Consider the following 16,804-nt stretch of genomic DNA (forward strand, 5'->3'; position numbering starts at 1 on the left):
TTCCAGGAAGTCCCCGGTCTGGAATCGCAGTAAGGCCGATAAAATAAGGGAAAGTAGCATTTTCTCTCTGCGCCAAGCCTTCGTTTTCAAACTTGGGCCGAGCGGTAGGCAGGACTGTCCGCGCCCTGATCGCAAGGGTAGTATGACGGCTCGGTTCCAACGGAAAGCATCACCCCGTGAACGGGTCGCAGACCAGTCAAACAAGCGTTCATCGCGAGCCACGCCGGGATTTGCCCGGTGGAGAACGAGTGTGACCCAGCGAATCCCGGGGGCTGTGGTTGAAGGCTGGCGAATGCGGTTTCCAGGTGTAAGCCGGTTGGCGCGGTCGTTCGCGGTCGTAGGGCTGGTCGCCAGTTCGGCGGGCTGCATCCTGACCAAGGATCTGCCTGATCCCGCGCTCGACGTCCCCGAAGGCTACAAGGCCGCCCGCCTGACCAAGCCGCAGGACGCACCGCCGACGCTCGACTGGTGGCGCGGTTTCCGCTCGCGGGAACTGACGACGCTGATGGAAGAGGCCCAGACCGTCAATCTGGACATCGCCGCCGCCACCGCGCGCTTCGTGCAGGCCGACGCGCAGGCCCGGATTACCGGCGCGGCGTTGCTGCCGAATCTGAGCGGCTCCGGTTCGGAAAGCTATTCCCGAACCTCCGGCTCGAGCGCGAGCGGCCTGACCAATGGCGGCCGCGAGGTCGTCAATTATTCGTCCTCGCTCAGCGCCAGCTATGAACTCGATTTCTGGGGCAAGAATCGCGACGCCGCCCAGGCGGCGGAAGAGACCGCCGTTGCCAACCGCTTCGACCGCGACGTCATCGCATTGACCACGCTGACCACGGTTGCCAACGCCTATTTCCAGGTGCTCGCGGCGCAGGACCGGATTCGCACCGCAGAGCGCAATATCGCCAGCGCGATCCGCATCCTCGATGCGATCAAGCAGCGGCTGCAGGCCGGCACTGGAAACGACCTCGACGTCGCCCAGCAGGAAACCGTCGTGGCCAACCAACGCGCGCTGGTGCCGCCGCTGCGGCAAACGCTCGACCAGAACATCAATGCGCTGGCGACGCTGGTGTCGCGGCCGCCGGAATCGGTGCGCGTCATCGGCGGCACGCTGAACCAGATAGCCTCGCCCCGCGTCACGCCCGGACTGCCGTCGGAGCTCCTGACGCAACGCCCCGACATCAGGCGCCAGGAAGCGCAGCTGGCGTCCGCCACCGCCAATGTCGGCAACGCCCGTGCGCAGTTTTTCCCGAGCATTCAGCTGACCGGGCAGGGTGGCTATCAGAGCTCCGCGCTGACGTCGCTGTTTCAGCCGCACGCCGCGTTCTTCAGCATGGTCGGCAGCCTGACCCAGCCGATCTTCGACGGAGGCAGGATTCTGGGCAATTTCGAACTCACCAAGGCCCGGCAGGATGAACTGCTGCAGACCTACCGCAAGACGGTGGTGCAGGCCTTTGCCGATGTCGACAATGCGTTGATGTCGATCCGCCAGACCACGGAGCGGCTACGGTTGCAGCGCGAGGTGGTGGCGTCCTCGCGGCGGGCGTTTCAGCTGTCCGAGCAGCAATTGCGGGCCGGAACTGCCGACATCGTAACTGTGCTAAATACGCAATTGACGTTATTCCAGGCGGAAGATTCGCTGTCGCAGGCCCAATTGGCCCGGCTTCTCGCGATCGTCAGCCTGTATCAGGCGCTGGGGGGCGGCTGGGAGCCTAGGATGGAAAGGCCGGTCGATGCTCTTTAAGCCGGAGTCAGAGGAAGACACCAAACCCCCGGAAGTGCGCAAGCCGAGTTTCTGGTCGCGCGTGCTCAAGCGCATGGTCTCTTTGGCCGTGACGCTCGTGATCCTCGGCGGTCTGGCTTACATCGGCTGGTACGCGTTTCAGCCCAAACCGAACGGCGGCGGCGGTGGTCGCGGCGGCGCGCGCCTCGATCTTCCGGTGCCGGTGCTGGCGGCGACGCCACGCATCCAGGACGTGCCGGTCTATCTCGATGGCGTCGGCTCTGTCCGCGCGCTGAACAACGTTCTCGTGCGCGCCCAGGTCGATGGCAAGTTGATCTCGGTCAACTTCACCGAAGGCCAGGACGTCAAGAAGGGCGACGTGCTGGGCGAAATCGATCCGGTGATCTACCAGGCGCAATATGATCAGGCGGTTGCCAAGAAGGCGCAGGACGAAGCCCAGCTCGCCAACCAGAAACTCGACCTCGCGCGCTACCAGCAGCTCGCGGCGTCCAACGCCGGATCGAAGCAGCAGGCCGATACGCAGCGCGCCTTGGTGGCCCAGCAGGAAGCGCTGGTGAAGGCCGACCAGGCCGCGATCGACAATGCGGCGGCAACGCTCGGCTACACCAAGATCATCGCACCCCTGTCGGGTCGCGCCGGCCTGCGCCAGGTCGACCAGGGCAACATCATCAAGGCGGCGGACGCGACCGGCCTTGTCATCATCACCCAGCTGCAGCCGATCGCGGTACAGTTCAGCCTGCCGCAGCAACAGATCGTGCGGGTCAATGCCGCCGCGGCCAAGGGCGCACTCGCCGTCGACGTCTTCGGCAATGACGGCGTCACCGTGGTCGACACCGGCACATTGAAGGGCATCGACAACCAAGTCGACCCGACCACGGGAACGCTGAAACTCAAGGCGGAATTTCCCAACGCCAAATTCCAGCTCTGGCCGGGCCAATTCGTAAATGTGCGCCTGAAGGTCGAAACGCTCGACAAGGCGATCGTGGTGCCGACTTCGGCGGTCCAGCGCGGTCCCGCCGGGACGTTCAGCTACGTGATCGGCCCTGGCGATATCGCAACCGCCAAGCCGGTGGTGGTGACGCAGCAGAACGAGCACGATGCCGTGATCGCGAGCGGGCTTTCGACCTCCGACCGCGTGGTCACCACGGGCTTTGCCAATCTGTCCGATGGCGCCAAGGTTCTGATCGGCACCGATGACCGGGCGCCGACCGCCGACCTCGCGCCGCGCAAGCGCAGCCGCAGCCCCGACGGCAAGGGCGGTCAGGGCGGCCAAGCAAAAGAAGGCCAGGCCAAGGAAGGACAAGCCAAAGACAGCGAACACCGCGGCAGGCGCGAACGCGGCGAGGGCGATCAAAAAGGACAGACCGGGCCTGCACCGGCCGGCCAACAGTCGGGCGGGCCTGCGAAATCGCAGCCATGAGGACGCAACCATGAGCGTCTCCGAACCGTTCATCCGCCGGCCGATCGCGACCTCGTTGCTCGGGATCGCGCTGTTGATCGGCGGCGCGCTCGGCTATTGGGCGCTGCCGGTGTCGGCGCTGCCGCAGGTTGATTTCCCGACCGTGCAGGTCACGACGCAACTGCCCGGCGCCAGCCCCGACGTGGTGGCGTCGCTGATCACGGCGCCGCTGGAGCGTCAGCTCGGCCAGATCCCGTCGCTGTCGTCGATGCAATCGACCAGCTCGTTCGGCGTCAGCCAGATATCGCTGCAGTTCGATCTCAACCGCGACATCGACGGCGCCACCCAGGACGTGCAGGCCGCGATCAACGCGGCGGCCGGCATCCTGCCGAAAAACCTGCCGTACCCACCGACCTATGCCAAGGTCAACCCGGCCGATGCGCCGGTCTTGACGCTGGCGCTGACGTCGGAGACGATTTCGCTGCGCGCGATGAGCGATATCGCCGACACGATTTTGGGGCAGCGGCTCAGCCAGATTTCCGGCGTCGGCCGCGTCGCGGTGCTCGGCGGATTGAAGCCTGCAATCCGGGTGCAGGCCGACCTTGCGCGGCTCGCCGCCTACGGCATTGCGATGGAGGACCTGCGCGCCGCCATTGCCGGGGCCAACGTCTCGGGCCCGAAGGGATCGCTGGACGGCGCGCAGCAATCCTACACCATCGCCGCCAACGACCAGATCGCGGCGGCGGAGGCCTACAAGCCGATCATCATCGCCTATCGCAACGGCGCGCCGGTCACGATCGGTGACGTCGCCATCATCATCGACGGGCTGGAGAACGACCGCACCGGCGGCTGGTATCAGGGCACGCCGGCCGTCATCATCGACATCCAGCGGCAGCCCGGCGCCAATGTGATCGAGGTGGTGCGCCAGATCCGCGAGGAAATTCCAAAGGTGCAGCGCGCGATCCCGGCGGGCGTCAAGCTGACCATCGTCAGCGACCGCACCGTCACCATCCGCGCCTCCGTCCATGACGTGCAGTTCACGCTGATCCTTTCAGTGGTGCTGGTAACCCTGGTCGTGCTGCTGTTCCTGCGCTCGCTGCGCGCCACGCTGATTGCGGGCGTGGCGCTGCCGTTGTCGCTGATCACGAGCTTCGGCATCATGTATTTCGCGGGCTTCAGCCTCGACAATCTGTCGCTGATGGCGCTCACGATCGGCACCGGCTTCGTGGTCGACGATGCCATCGTGATGATCGAGAACATCGTCCGCCACATGGAGGACGGCGAGTCGGTCATGGAGGCCTCGCTGAAGGGCGCCAGCGAGATCGGCTTCACCGTGATTTCGCTGACGGTGTCGCTGATCGCGGTGTTCATCCCGCTATTGTTCATGTCCGGCCTGGTCGGCCGCATGTTCCGCGAGTTCGCGCTGACGCTGACGATCGCGGTGGTGACGTCGGCGGTCGTCTCGCTGACGCTGACGCCGATGATGTGCTCGCGGCTGCTCAAGAACGTCCACGAGGAATACGCCGTTCCTGGGCTGGCCGCCGTCAGCCGCTTCATCGATCGCACGGTTGAACTCTATCACCGCACGCTGCTGTGGGTGCTGCAGCGCCAGCGCGCCACGCTCGCCGTGACGTTCCTCACCATCGTCGCGACCCTGGTCATGTACGTGGTCGCGCCAAAGGGCTTTCTGCCGCTGCAGGACACCGCTTCGATCACGGCGGTGACCGAGGCCGGGCCCGACGTTTCCTTTGCCGAGATGCAAAGCCGGCAGATGGCGGCCGCCGCCGCTATCCAGGCCGATCCGGATGTCGTCGGCGTGGTCTCCGTGATCGGCGCAGGCTCGGTCAATCCGACCACCAATGTCGGGCGGCTGGTGATGACGCTGCGCCCGCGCGGCGAGCGGCATGACGACATCCTGGTCGTGGTCAACCGGCTGAAGCAGCGCACGGCCTCGATCCCCGGCATGACCATCTATTTCCAGCCGGTGCAGGATGTGCAGATCTCGACCCAGTCGAGCCGCTCGCAATACCAGTACACGCTGACCGGCACCGATTCCGCCGAAGTGACCAAATGGGCCAACAGGCTCGTCGCCGAAATGCGGCAGGATCCGCTGTTCCGCGACGTCTCGTCGGAAGCGCAGGAGGGCGGCTTGCGCGCCGCGCTCGACATCGACCGCCAGCGCGCCGGCCAGCTCGGCGTCAGCCTGCAGGTCGTGACCGATACGCTGAACGACGCCTTTGCGCAGCGGCAGATATCGACCATCTACGGCCAGGCCAACCAGTACCGCGTGGTGCTGGAAGCGATGCCGATGTATCAGCGCGATCCTTCGATCCTCTCTAAGCTCTACGTGCCGGGCGCGTCGGCGACGCCGGGAAGCCCGGCCGGGCAGGTGCCGATCTCGGCGATCGCGACGCTGACGCGCACCACCGCGCCGCTGGCGATTTCGCATCACGCACAATTCCCCGCCATCTCGCTCAGCTTCAACCTGGCGCCGGGCGAAGCGCTCGGCGACGCCGTCGAGGCGGTCAAGTCGATTGAAACCCGGATCGGCATGCCCGGCAGCATCGTCGGCGTCTATGCAGGTGATGCGGCCGAATTTGCAAAGTCGCTGGCCGGGCAGCCATGGCTGATCCTGGCCGCGCTGGTCACCATCTACATCGTGCTCGGCGTGCTCTATGAGAGCTACATCCACCCGATCACCATTCTCTCGACGCTGCCCTCGGCCGGCATCGGCGCCATCCTGGCGCTGATGCTGTGCGGCCAGGACCTGTCGGTGATCGGCCTGATCGGCATCATCCTGTTGATGGGCATCGTCAAGAAAAACGCGATCATGATGATCGACTTTGCCCTCGAAGCGGAGCGCCACAAGGGCATGTCCGCGAACGAAGCGATCGTGCAGGCCTGCCTGTTGCGCTTCCGCCCGATCATGATGACGACGCTGGCCGCCTTGTTCGGCGCGCTGCCGCTGGCGCTCGAAAGCGGCACCGGCGCGGAATTGCGTTTCCCGCTCGGCGTCTCGATCATCGGCGGGTTGCTGCTGAGCCAGTTGCTGACGCTCTACACCACGCCCGTGATCTATCTGGCGCTCGACCGCCTCAACCGCAAAATGGACAAGGCGGTGCCGAAGCCGGGGCCTGCCGGGCCGCCGGTCGCCGGCGCTACCGAGGGGATGCAGTAATGGCATCGATCTCGATCTCGGAGCCCTTCATCCGCAGGCCGGTAGGCACCACGCTGCTGGCGATCGGGCTCTTTCTGGTCGGGGTCGTCGCCTACGTGTTTCTGCCGGTGTCGGCGGTTCCCAACGTCGACTTTCCGTCGATCCGGGTTTCCGCCACGCGCCCGGGCGCCGACCCTTCGATCATGGCGTCGACGGTTGCGGCCCCGTTGGAGCGGCGGCTCGGGCAAATCTCGGGCATCGACCAGATCACCTCGACCAGTTCGCTCGGCACCACCAGCATCCAGCTGCAGTTCGCGATCGGTCGCAACATCGACCGCGCCGCGCGTGACGTGCAGGCGGCGATCAACGCCTCGCTGGCGGATCTGCCGAGCGACCTGCCGTCACTGCCGCGGTTCCGCAAGGCCAATCCGTCGGCGGCGCCCGTGTTCGTGCTGGCGCTGACCTCGAAGACGCTGACGACGAGCGCGATGTACGACGTCGCCGACACCGTGATCGCGCAGCGTATCTCGCAGGTGCCTGGAGTAGGCGAAGTCACCGTCAGCGGCGCGGATCAGCCCGCGGTACGGATCGCGCTCAACCCGGTCGCGCTATCCAACGCCGGGATCGCGACCGACGACGTCCGGCTGGCGATCGTCAATTCCAACCCGCTTGGCCCGGTCGGGATCTTCAACGGCGGCCGCCAGAGCGAGACGATCTCGACCAACAAGCAGATGCGCACGGCGGCCGAATTCCGCGACATCATCATCAAGAGCTCGGGCGGCAATTTCGTCCGCCTCTCCGACGTGGCCGACGTCGAAGACTCCGTGCGCAACAGCCGCTCGATCGCCTGGTTCAACAAGCAGCCGGCGGTGCTGATCCAGATCACCAAACAGGGCGACGCCAACGTCATCGATACCGTCGACCGGGTGAGGGCGCTGCTGCCGGAATTGCAGCAATGGCTGCCGGGCGGCATCGAGATTTCCACGCTGGTCGACCGCACCGGCACCATCCGCGCCAGCGTACTCGATATGCAATTTACGCTGCTGGCGACCGCGTTCCTGGTCATGGTGGTGGTGTTCGCGTTCCTGCGGCGGTTGACGCCGACGATTGCCGCCGGCGTCTCGGTGCCGTTGGCACTGGCCGGTACCTGCGCCGGGATGTGGCTTGCCGGTTTCTCGATCGACAATCTGTCGCTGATGGCGCTGGCGATTTCGGTCGGCTTCGTGGTCGACGACGCCATCGTGATGATCGAGAACATGTACCGCAATCTCGAGCAGGGCATGGCGCCGCTCGCCGCGGCACTGGAAGGCGCCAAGCAGATCGGCTTTACCGTGCTGTCGATCAGCCTGTCGCTGATCGCGGCCTTCACGCCGCTGATCTTCATGGACGGGATCGTCGGGCGGCTGCTGCGCGAATTCTCGCTGACACTGACCTTTGCCATCGTGGTGTCGACCGTGGTCTCGCTTACGGTCACCCCGATGATCTGCGCGCATTTCATCAAGGAGGCGACTTCCAATCGCGCCACCTGGTTCGACCGGCTGGTCGAGGGCACGCTGTCGCGCACCGTGTCGTTCTACACCTGGACGCTGCGGCGGGTGCTGGAGTTTCCGTATCTTACCCTGGTCGTCTTCTTTGCCACCATCGCCTTGACGGTGACGCTCTACATCAAGACGCCGAAGGGCTATTTCCCGACCGATGACAGCGGCTTCATCATTGGATCGACCCGTGCATCCCCCGACATCTCGTTTCAGGCCATGCTCGGCCTGCAACAGCAATTGGCCGATATCGTCATGGCCGACCCTGCGGTCGCCGGGATCGGCTCCTCGCTTGGCAGCGGCGGCGGTCCCGGTGGCGGCGGCTCCAACCGCGGCACCATGTTCATCAGCCTGAAGCCGCCGGAGGAGCGGGCGGGGCAGTCGACTGCCGACGTGATCGATCGCCTGCGCCGGGCGCTCTACCGCGTCGCGGGCATCCGCCTGTTCATGTTTGCCGCCCAGGATATCCGGACCGGCGGGCGGCAGAGCGATTCCGACTATCAGTACACGCTGTCGAGCACCGACCTCGATCTGCTGCAGAAATGGGCCCCCATCGTCGGCAAGCGCATGGAGACCGTCGAGGGCATCACCGACGTGTCCTCAGACCGCGATCCCGGCGGGTTGCAATTGTCATTGGTGATCGACCGCAAGACGGCGTCGAGCTTGGGTGTTCGCGTCCAGGACATCGACAACGCCTTGAACAACGCGTTCGCGCAGCGGCAGATTTCGATCATCTACACCCAGCGCAACCAGTACATGGTGGTGCTGGAGATCGACCCGAAATTCCCAGGCCGATCCGTCGAACCTCGAACGCATTTTCGTCGCCGGCGCCAACGACGCGCAGGTGCCGCTATCGGCCGTCGTGCGTTATCAGCGCGGCCTGTCGCCGCTGGCGGTCTATCACTCGCAGTCGTTCCCCTCGACGACGGTGTCGTTCAACCTGCTGCCCAACGTGCCGCTCGAGGTCGCGACCACCAACATCCAGCGCGCGGTCGACGAGCTGCATATGCCGGAGGGCATCCGCGGCAGTTTCGACGGCAATGCCGGCGACTTCAACAAGACCAGCGGCCGGCAGCCGCTGCTGATCCTCGGCGCGCTATTGGCGATGTATATCGTGCTCGGCGTGCTCTATGAGAGCCTGGCCCATCCCCTGACCATCATCTCAACGCTGCCTTCGGCGGGGCTCGGCGCGCTGCTCGCGCTGCAGATGACCAACACGCCGCTGACCGTGATCGCCTTTGTCGGCATCATTCTGCTGATCGGGATCGTCAAGAAGAACGGCATCATGATGGTGGATTTCGCGCTCGACGCCGAGCGCCACCGCGGCCTGTCGTCGGCGGACGCGATCTTCGAGGCCTGCACCGCCCGGTTCCGGCCGATCCTGATGACGACGCTGGCGGCGCTGTTCGCGGGCATTCCCCTTGTCATCGCGACCGGCCCGGGCACCGAGCTGCGCCGGCCGCTCGGAATCACCATCATCGGGGGATTGTTCGTGTCCCAGATCCTCACTTTGTACACGACACCCGTGATCTACCTCCTGATCGACCGGTTGCGGCGGCGGTGGTCCGAACCGGCCGCAATCCAGGCGCCGGCGGAATAATAGGAAGGATCGGCCCTGAATTGTTGATGGGGTGGGCGGCGCAGCGTATAGCGGGCGGATGTCAAAACAATCCGAAGCCAAAGCCACACCCGATGCAGAAGAAGTGCCGGAGTGCGCCGATTGCGGCAAACCGCTGCCTCTGTGCATCTGTGACAGCATCACGCCGATCGAGAACAAGGTTTCTCTCCTGATCCTGCAGCATCCGCAGGAGCAGGACCGGACGCTGGGTACGGCGCGCCTGACGGCGCTCCATTTTGGCGACGCCGTGCTCAAGATCGGATTGTCCTGGCCGAGCCTTTCCAAGGCGTTGGGGCGGCCGGTTGACGATCCCTCGCGCTGGGCGGTGCTGTATCTTGGTTCCGCCAAGGTCAGCGAACTCGACACCGAGAACGAAATCGTCGCGATCAACCGCAAGGGCGAGATTGAACCGCATCAGCGCGCCATCCTCGGCGATATCGAGGGCATCGTGCTACTCGACGGCACATGGAGCCAAGCCAAGGCGCTGTGGTGGCGCAACGCGTGGATGCTGAAATGCCAGCGGGTGATTCTTGGGCCCAAGCGCGCCTCGCGCTATGGAAAGCTCCGCAAGGAGCCGCGTGCCGACGGGCTCTCCACGATCGAGGCCGCGGCGATGCTGCTGGCAGGGCTGGAGAAGCGGCCCGATATCGCCGAGACGCTCAACGGCAGTTTCGAACGGCTGCTGACGCGATATCGCGAGGTTCAGACCACCATGCCGGAACTCGCACCCAAGCCGAAGAAGCGCGATTACCGCCGCCGCAAGGGGGTTAAAGCCCGCGCCAAATAATGCTAGCGAGGCTTGCGAGCGATCGGTCGAAGCGCCCGGTTGCCTGTCGCCAAAGCCGAAAACGTCAGTGGAAAGTACCGATGCAATCGCTTGAGTCACAACATGACGAGGTTGTCGTCGGGCCAAGCGACCGCAATTTCGGGTTCACGATGGCCGCGGTTTTTGCGCTGATCGGCGGTTACGGTCTGTATGCGGGTTCGTCTCATGCGCCGTTCTGGCTGGGCGCCGCCGTGGTGTTTGCGGGCCTGACCCTGTGGCGCCCGCAGACCCTGAACCCCGCCAACCGGGCATGGCTGAAGCTCGGGCTTCTGATGTACCGCGTAGTCAACCCCGTCATCATGGCCTTGCTTTTCTTTGGCACGATCCTGCCGATTGGGCTGGCCATGCGCTTGTTCGGCAAGGATTTCCTCAATCTCGCAAGGGATCGTTCATCGCCGACCTATTGGCTGCCGCGCTCCGATCCGCGACCACCATCGCAATCCATGCGGCAGCAGTTCTAGGGTCCGCATGATTTCGTGCCTGCGCGAGCCATTTGCCTGTCCGGGAACGCTTTTTGGTTCGCGTGATGCCCGTATGGAAGGATTGCCGGCCGTGAGCAACGGCTCAGCGCTGACGCCGTTCGTCTGCACCGTGTTTTGAGTGGCGACGTGCGCATCCTCGGCATCTCGGCATTCTACCACGACAGCGCCGCGGCTCTGCTGGTGGACGGCAAGATCGTCGCCGCCGCACAGGAAGAGCGCTTCACGCGCAGGAAGCACGACCCGAATTTTCCGGCTGCCGCGATCCGTTATTGCCTGTCGGCGGCGGGCATCAGCGCAAGCGAACTCGACCACGTGGTGTTCTACGAAAAACCGTTTCTCAAATTCGAACGCCTGCTCGAGACCTACCTGGCATTCGCTCCGCGCGGCTTTCAGTCGTTCCGGAAGGCGATACCGGTCTGGCTAAAGGAGAAGCTGTTCCAAAAACGCGTGCTCCGCGACCATCTCCTGGAGATCGACGGCGGCATCGATTGGGAAGCGAAACTGCTGTTCGCCGATCATCACCAGAGCCACGCGGCTTCGGCGTTCTTTGCCTCGCCGTTTGCCGAGTCCGCGATCCTGACGCTGGACGGCGTCGGCGAATGGACGACGACGTCGGCCGGCTACGGCAGGGACAATGCGCTCGACCTGACGCGCGAGATCAATTTCCCGCACTCGGTGGGGCTGCTTTATTCGGCCTTCACCTATTACACCGGCTTCAGGGTCAATTCCGGCGAGTACAAGGTGATGGGCCTCGCGCCCTATGGCGAGCCGAAATATACCAAACTGATCCTCGACCATCTCGTCGATCTCAAGGACGACGGCAGCTTCCGGCTCGATCTGCAGTATTTCGATTATTGCACCGGCCTGACCATGACCAACGGGCGGTTCGACAAGCTGTTCGGCGGCAAACCGCGCGAGCCGTCCGAGCGCCTCGACCAGCGCCACATGGATCTGGCCGCTTCCGTGCAGCAGGTGACGGAAGAGATCGTGCTGCGGCTGACCCGCAGTCTGGCCCGCGAGGGGCAATCGCAGAATCTGTGCCTGGCCGGCGGCGTGGCGCTGAACTGCGTCGCCAACGGAAAAATCCTGCGTGAGCGCACCTTCAAGAACCTCTGGGTGCAGCCCGCCGCGGGCGACGCCGGCGGCGCGGTCGGCGCGGCGTTGGCGGCGTATTATCAATTTGCCGGCAAGCCGCGGGCGACACCCGCCGGCGATGCCATGGCGGGCGGCTATCTCGGGCCGTCATTCGCACAAGCCGAGATCGAGCAGCGCTTGGTGCAGGCGGGGGCGGTGTTCACGGCGCTCACCGATGCCGCGCTGATCGAAAGCACCGTCAAAGCGCTGGTTGCGGAGAAAGCAGTCGGCTGGTTCCAGGGACGGATGGAATTCGGCCCGCGCGCGCTTGGGGCGCGGTCGATCCTCGGCGATCCCCGGTCACCGAGGATGCAGAGCTCGCTCAACCTGCGGGTCAAGTTCCGCGAAAGTTTTCGTCCCTTCGCACCGGCCGTGCTGCGCGAGGATGTCGCCGAATGGTTCGAACTCGACGGCGACAGTCCGTACATGCAGATCGTCGCCGATGTGCTGGAGAAGCACCGCCGGCCCGCCGATCCCGGTGATGAAAAGCTGTTCGGCATCGAGCGGCTCAACGTCCCGCGCTCGGACATTCCGGCCGTCACGCACGTGGATTATTCGGCGCGGATACAGACCGTGCATGCCGACACCAATGCGCGCTTTCATGCGCTGCTGACGGCCTTCAAGGCCGAAACCGGGTGTCCGGTGCTGGTCAACACCAGCTTCAATGTCCGCGGCGAGCCGATCGTGTGCACGCCGGAAGACGCCTTCCGCTGCTTCATGGGCAGCGATGTCGAAGTGCTGGTGGTCGGCAATTGCTTCCTGCTCAAGGAAGACCAGCCGGCGTCGCTGAAGCTCGACTACAAGAATGCGTTCGAGCTCGACTGATCGAACAGCGAGGCGGATCGCGCGTTTCGGAAATCCACGGATTTGGAGTTGCAGAACTTTGTCGATGGGGAAACGAGGAAGGTTGCCTAACCCATTGGCGGGCTGTATTGATCCGCCCCGATGGGGCCACGTGGCGGAGTGGTTACGCAACGGTCTGCAAAACCGTGTACACCAGTTCAATTCTGGTCGTGGCCTCCATCCATATAATCAATAACTTAGGTCGATTATATGAGAGGCCGGACGAACTTCAGCCCGTCGTCAGGTCCAGGCGCTTAGCAGGAGGCGTACCAGCCTTCAGGAAACGGAACCAGCGGCCAGGGGGCGCGGTTGTCGTTGGCGGGGCGCGGCGTTCGACGAAAGGGCAGGGTCTGGGCCACGAAATCATCCTCCGGTATGGGCGCAATGGCCGTTTTCACGGCGTCCAGCAATAGGTCGAACTCAACTTCGCTCATCGCGCTCTCCGGGGTTGCAGAGCGCACGTTCTCAAAACCGGTTTGTTTCCAGATTGAACGGATCGATCCAATTTTATCGATCGGCCAATCGCGGCAAGCGTGGTTACTAAATGGTTGATTCCCCGAGGGGCACGGTAGACCCGAACGCCTGGCAAAAAGTGTGAGAAAAATCACATTCCACAAAAATTGTTCCGCGTATTCGGTCGGATGACGTCCGTGCTGTCAAGCCGGGCTCGACCAGGGAGATGCGGACATGAAGACGCACGTGGCGCGAGCAGGAGCGGTACGCAGCCGGGTCCGCCGCGCTTCGATGGTCGGTCTGCTCCTCGCGCTGTTCGCAGCAGGGTCGGCTAACGCCCAACAGGGCACGCCCGAGCAACGCCGGGCCTGCACGCCCGACGTCTACCGCCTGTGCGCCGGCGAAATCCCCAACGCGCGCGCCATCACCGCCTGCCTGCGCCGGCAGAAGGGAAGCCTGAGCCCGGCATGTGCGGCGGTGTTCGAGCAGTAGCCAGCTGCTGCACCGGCCCCCAGGGCGCGACGCCCGTTCTCTTTACGAAGTGGGATTATTTCCTTAGATGCGATGACTTCGCATTCAGGGAGCGATGCCGTCCATGAAAGCCACTGGATTGAAGGGCCCGCTTGCGGGCAAGGTCGCGCTGGTCGCAGGCGCCACCCGCGGCGCCGGCCGCGGCATTGCCGTACAATTGGGGGCGGCCGGAGCGACGGTCTACGTGACCGGACGCACGACGCGACAGGCGCCGTCGGAGATGAACCGGCCGGAGACGATCGAGGAAACCGCCGATCTGGTGAATGCGGCCGGTGGCCATGGCATCGCGGTTCAGGTCGATCATCTCGAACCCGCACAGGTGCAGGGCCTGGTCGATCGCATCGCATTCGAGCAGGGCGCCTTGCATATCCTGGTCAACGACATCTGGGGCGCCACCCGGATGGAGTGGAACAAGCCGGTCTGGGAATCCTCTCTCGACTATGGCCTGCGTATGCTCCGCCTCGCCATCGATACCCACGCCATCACCAGCCATTTCGCCGCGCCCTTGCTGATCAAGACACGCGGCGGATTGGTGGTCGAGATGACCGACGGTACCGGCGCCTACAACGCCACGAACTACCGGGTCTCGTTCTTCTATGATCTGGCCAAGGCCGCGGTGAATCGCATGGCCTTCGCTTTGGCCCATGAACTGGCGCCGCACGGCGGAACGGCTGTTGCGCTGACGCCGGGCTGGCTGCGCTCGGAAGCCATGCTCGATGCCTACCGCGTCACTGAAGCGAACTGGCGCGACGCTACCAAGGTCCAGCCGCATTTTGCGATCTCGGAGAGCCCGGCCTTCGTGGGCCGCGCCGTCGCCGCACTTGCCGGCGATCCCGACGTTGCACGCTGGAACGGAAAATCGCTGTCGAGCGGCGAACTGGCAGCCATCTATGGGTTTACCGATCTCGACGGCAGCCGGCCCGATGCGTGGCGATACGTCGTCGAGGTCCAGGACGCCGGCCGGCCCGCCGACGTGACCGGCTATCGCTGACTTGCTATTGCTGACTTGCTCTTGCTGACTTGCTCTTGCCGACTTGTTCTTGCTGAGTTGGGCGTGATCGGCACTCACATCTCCAGCGCCGCCAAATTCTTCGGCAGCATCCGCTTGAATAGCGTCAGCATGCGCGCGGCTTGCTTCGGCTCCAGCGCGATCGCGTGGCGCACGGGCTGCAATCAGCGTCATGACCAGCTGCGAAAACGACGCGAGCGCAGGAGAGGGCGCGTTCGGCGCGATCAGCCGCAGCGCCTCGTCGAGCAGACCGGCGAGATAAGCGCCGCTGGTGCGCGGCCACAAAGCCATCTGCATTGCCGAAGAAATAACGGGGCCTTGGATGCGATCCCGCACCTTTCAGCGCGCTCGCAACTCGGCAAAGTCGATATCCTCGGTGAGGCTATTCAGATCCGTTTTAAGGCCGTCAAATTGGCTTCGTTTTGCAAATTGGCAAGACCTGGCCGAGGCGCCATCGAGCCGAGCCCAACGGACGTCGTTTTTGAAAGATGCAACTTTTGCGAGTTTTATGGCTAATGCTCGCAATAGTTGCGCTTGGTCATTTCCAAGACTAAAAATTCTTTTACGCAATAATTGCTAAGTAATAATATTATATTATACTCTTAATTACTGAAATATAGATTTAATATTATTTTGGTATTCGCACCTAATTTTTCACAAAAACTCACTAGGAGATTATAATGTCCAACTCTAATACTTCCAAAAATGCTCTCACGCACGGTGTTTACTCCACTGACGTGGTTTTACCCGAGGAAAATAAGCAGGAATTCGACGATCTACTGCAAGCCTATCGGGACGAATATTGTCCCGATGGCATCTCAGAAGAAGCAGCGATATTTGACCTGGTTAGCCTGTACTGGAAAAAGCGCCGTCTCGAGGCTGGATTACGGCAGGCACTCCAGGCGCAGCGGGACTTTGACGCCAAAATCGCCGGTTTGGATTTGGGTCCTGCCGTGAAGTCGCAGTCCGAAGCCGTGCAGAGTGTCTGCAAGATCGTTCAGAGACACCTAGAGCAAATTTATGGGCCCGTCGAAGCGAAAGCCGACAGCCAGACTGTCAATCAGGCCGTTGATTTCGATAAGCTAACCGTGTTGGCGAAAGAGCTGAACCTCGTCGGCTCAGGCTTCATCGTTCCATCGCTTCAGGCCGCTGAAAAACTGAAACTTGATCAGATCGAGCGCGCTTGCCAACCGCATATCATGGAAAAGGAATTGAAGATTCAGGCGGAAATCGACAGACGTATCGAGAAGGTCTTGAAACGCCTGGTGGCAGTCAAAGAATATAAAAGGTTTTATGTTGCCAAATCTGTTAATGCGAACCAGATCGAGGCAATCAAATTGCGTGCCGAACCGTCCTAGCAATCCGCTGGGTCGTGAGACTAGTTGGCTTGATGGGTTAGGCCACCCATCGAGCGGGTTGGCGCGATCTAATTTCCTTGCGGTTCTCCAAATTGAGTTCGGAGAGCCGCGAGGCGGTGCGATTACTTGCGCTGAACCACGAAGTCGCAATCATGCGACCGACAACACTCTGCTTGGTTTCGACGACGATACTGTGCGCCAGGTAGCAATCGGTGCGCACGGGTCCGTGAGGTATTGCTTCGCAGTTCACCTGCGCGCTCCCAATGATGGGAAAGACCGCCACCAAGATTACGACGAGACCCACGGTCCTATCATGCCACGTCCAGGCGATTTGCTCACGCTGGCCGGTCAGACTTTCATCTTGTTCTTGTCCGCCGGGGATGGAAGGCAGGGCTGTTGCAACTTCGGCCGTCGTTGCAGCACACTCCGAGTGGCATGGATGTAGGATCAAGCCTAATCAACGAAGGCTTGGTCGTTCAATTCTCGAGGCAACAAGCTATGCGCACTCCCGCGCCCGTAGTGTTGCCGTGACCGACTAAGCGGCGGTCATGAAGCAGCCACCCGAGCGGACTCGTTCGGAGGTTAGAACCGCGCTGCCCCTCGAGCGAGTTCACCAACGCCGCGCCGCCGGGCATGGAAGCCAATTATCCCTCCTGATCGGGGACAAAACTCTGCGGCTGTACGACCCGCGGCGCGGCCGAGGAGATATTCACCCGCCTAG

At 63.1% G+C, this 16,804-nt stretch carries 11 protein-coding genes, 1 tRNA gene and 1 pseudogene; 12 read left to right on the forward strand and 1 reads right to left on the reverse strand.

Annotation, left to right across the window (positions count from 1 at the left end; translation table 11 throughout):
* The first annotated feature begins 292 nt into the window (after window positions 1-292).
* The 8 genes and pseudogenes from ABIE49_RS39805 to ABIE49_RS39840 all read left to right on the forward strand — a co-directional run bounded on the left by ABIE49_RS39805 (window position 293) and on the right by ABIE49_RS39840 (window position 12,912).
* Entirely contained in the window at window positions 293-1,738 is a 1,446-nt protein-coding gene (locus tag ABIE49_RS39805; protein WP_192736110.1) for an efflux transporter outer membrane subunit, read from the forward strand.
* Window positions 1,728-3,158 (forward strand): efflux RND transporter periplasmic adaptor subunit, encoded by a 1,431-nt coding sequence (locus ABIE49_RS39810; protein ID WP_192735842.1) that lies wholly within the window; start codon window positions 1,728-1,730, stop codon window positions 3,156-3,158. The genes ABIE49_RS39805 and ABIE49_RS39810 overlap by 11 nt, the downstream gene beginning before the upstream one ends.
* A 10-nt stretch (window positions 3,159-3,168) precedes the next feature.
* The gene (locus ABIE49_RS39815) at window positions 3,169-6,315 is read left to right on the forward strand and encodes an efflux RND transporter permease subunit (RefSeq protein WP_192735843.1); all 3,147 of its coding nucleotides are present in this window, start codon (window positions 3,169-3,171) and stop codon (window positions 6,313-6,315) included.
* A pseudogene (locus ABIE49_RS39820) lies at window positions 6,315-9,429 on the forward strand (efflux RND transporter permease subunit). The gene ABIE49_RS39815 and the pseudogene ABIE49_RS39820 overlap by 1 nt, the downstream one beginning before the upstream one ends.
* Window positions 9,430-9,487: 58 nt before the next feature.
* A complete protein-coding gene (locus ABIE49_RS39825) occupies window positions 9,488-10,234 on the forward strand; it encodes a tRNA-uridine aminocarboxypropyltransferase (protein ID WP_192735845.1) in 747 nt (248 codons plus the stop codon).
* Window positions 10,235-10,314: 80 nt separating this feature from the next.
* Window positions 10,315-10,734 carry an SxtJ family membrane protein gene (locus tag ABIE49_RS39830; RefSeq protein ID WP_192735846.1) on the forward strand — a complete coding sequence of 140 codons (420 nt, stop codon included), beginning with the start codon at window positions 10,315-10,317 and terminating at the stop codon, window positions 10,732-10,734.
* 147 nt (window positions 10,735-10,881) lie between these two features.
* Entirely contained in the window at window positions 10,882-12,714 is a 1,833-nt protein-coding gene (locus tag ABIE49_RS39835) for a carbamoyltransferase family protein (RefSeq protein ID WP_192735847.1), read from the forward strand.
* A 124-nt stretch (window positions 12,715-12,838) separates the two neighbouring features.
* Window positions 12,839-12,912 (forward strand) — tRNA-Cys (locus ABIE49_RS39840).
* A 74-nt stretch (window positions 12,913-12,986) separates the two neighbouring features.
* Here the strand turns inward: ABIE49_RS39840 and ABIE49_RS39845 are convergent.
* Window positions 12,987-13,166, reverse strand: a complete 180-nt coding sequence (locus ABIE49_RS39845; RefSeq protein WP_192735848.1) for a hypothetical protein — start codon at window positions 13,164-13,166, stop codon at window positions 12,987-12,989.
* Between the two features lie 253 nt (window positions 13,167-13,419).
* On the opposite strand from ABIE49_RS39845, the gene ABIE49_RS39850 reads away from it, so the two are divergent.
* The 4 genes from ABIE49_RS39850 to ABIE49_RS39865 all read left to right on the forward strand — a co-directional run bounded on the left by ABIE49_RS39850 (window position 13,420) and on the right by ABIE49_RS39865 (window position 16,083).
* On the forward strand, window positions 13,420-13,677 hold the full coding sequence (locus ABIE49_RS39850; RefSeq protein ID WP_192735849.1) for a hypothetical protein: 258 nt from the start codon (window positions 13,420-13,422) through the stop codon (window positions 13,675-13,677).
* A 103-nt stretch (window positions 13,678-13,780) separates the two neighbouring features.
* Window positions 13,781-14,707: an SDR family oxidoreductase gene (locus ABIE49_RS39855; RefSeq protein WP_192735850.1), complete on the forward strand. Its 927-nt coding sequence runs from the start codon at window positions 13,781-13,783 to the stop codon at window positions 14,705-14,707.
* A gap of 63 nt (window positions 14,708-14,770) precedes the next feature.
* On the forward strand, window positions 14,771-15,241 hold the full coding sequence (locus ABIE49_RS39860) for a hypothetical protein (RefSeq protein ID WP_192735851.1): 471 nt from the start codon (window positions 14,771-14,773) through the stop codon (window positions 15,239-15,241).
* A 164-nt stretch (window positions 15,242-15,405) separates the two neighbouring features.
* Window positions 15,406-16,083, forward strand: coding sequence for a hypothetical protein (locus tag ABIE49_RS39865; RefSeq protein WP_192735852.1), 678 nt, complete (start codon window positions 15,406-15,408; stop codon window positions 16,081-16,083).
* Window positions 16,084-16,804: the final 721 nt, after the last annotated feature.

It is taken from the genome of Bradyrhizobium sp. OAE829 (genome assembly GCF_040546575.1).
Lineage (GTDB): Bacteria > Pseudomonadota > Alphaproteobacteria > Rhizobiales > Xanthobacteraceae > Bradyrhizobium.

Bases quoted from the DNA above. Each gene is read 5' to 3' on its own strand.
- ABIE49_RS39830 (WP_192735846.1), top strand. From the start codon at position 10,315: ATGCAATCGCTTGAGTCACAACATGACGAGGTTGTCGTCGGGCCAAGC.
- ABIE49_RS39865 (WP_192735852.1), top strand. From the start codon at position 15,406: ATGTCCAACTCTAATACTTCCAAAAATGCTCTCACGCACGGTGTTTAC.
- ABIE49_RS39855 (WP_192735850.1), top strand. From the start codon at position 13,781: ATGAAAGCCACTGGATTGAAGGGCCCGCTTGCGGGCAAGGTCGCGCTG.
- ABIE49_RS39850 (WP_192735849.1), top strand. From the start codon at position 13,420: ATGAAGACGCACGTGGCGCGAGCAGGAGCGGTACGCAGCCGGGTCCGC.
- ABIE49_RS39810 (WP_192735842.1), top strand. From the start codon at position 1,728: ATGCTCTTTAAGCCGGAGTCAGAGGAAGACACCAAACCCCCGGAAGTG.
- ABIE49_RS39825 (WP_192735845.1), top strand. From the start codon at position 9,488: ATGTCAAAACAATCCGAAGCCAAAGCCACACCCGATGCAGAAGAAGTG.
- ABIE49_RS39805 (WP_192736110.1), top strand. From the start codon at position 293: ATGCGGTTTCCAGGTGTAAGCCGGTTGGCGCGGTCGTTCGCGGTCGTA.
- ABIE49_RS39815 (WP_192735843.1), top strand. From the start codon at position 3,169: ATGAGCGTCTCCGAACCGTTCATCCGCCGGCCGATCGCGACCTCGTTG.
- ABIE49_RS39845 (WP_192735848.1), bottom strand. From the start codon at position 13,166: ATGAGCGAAGTTGAGTTCGACCTATTGCTGGACGCCGTGAAAACGGCC.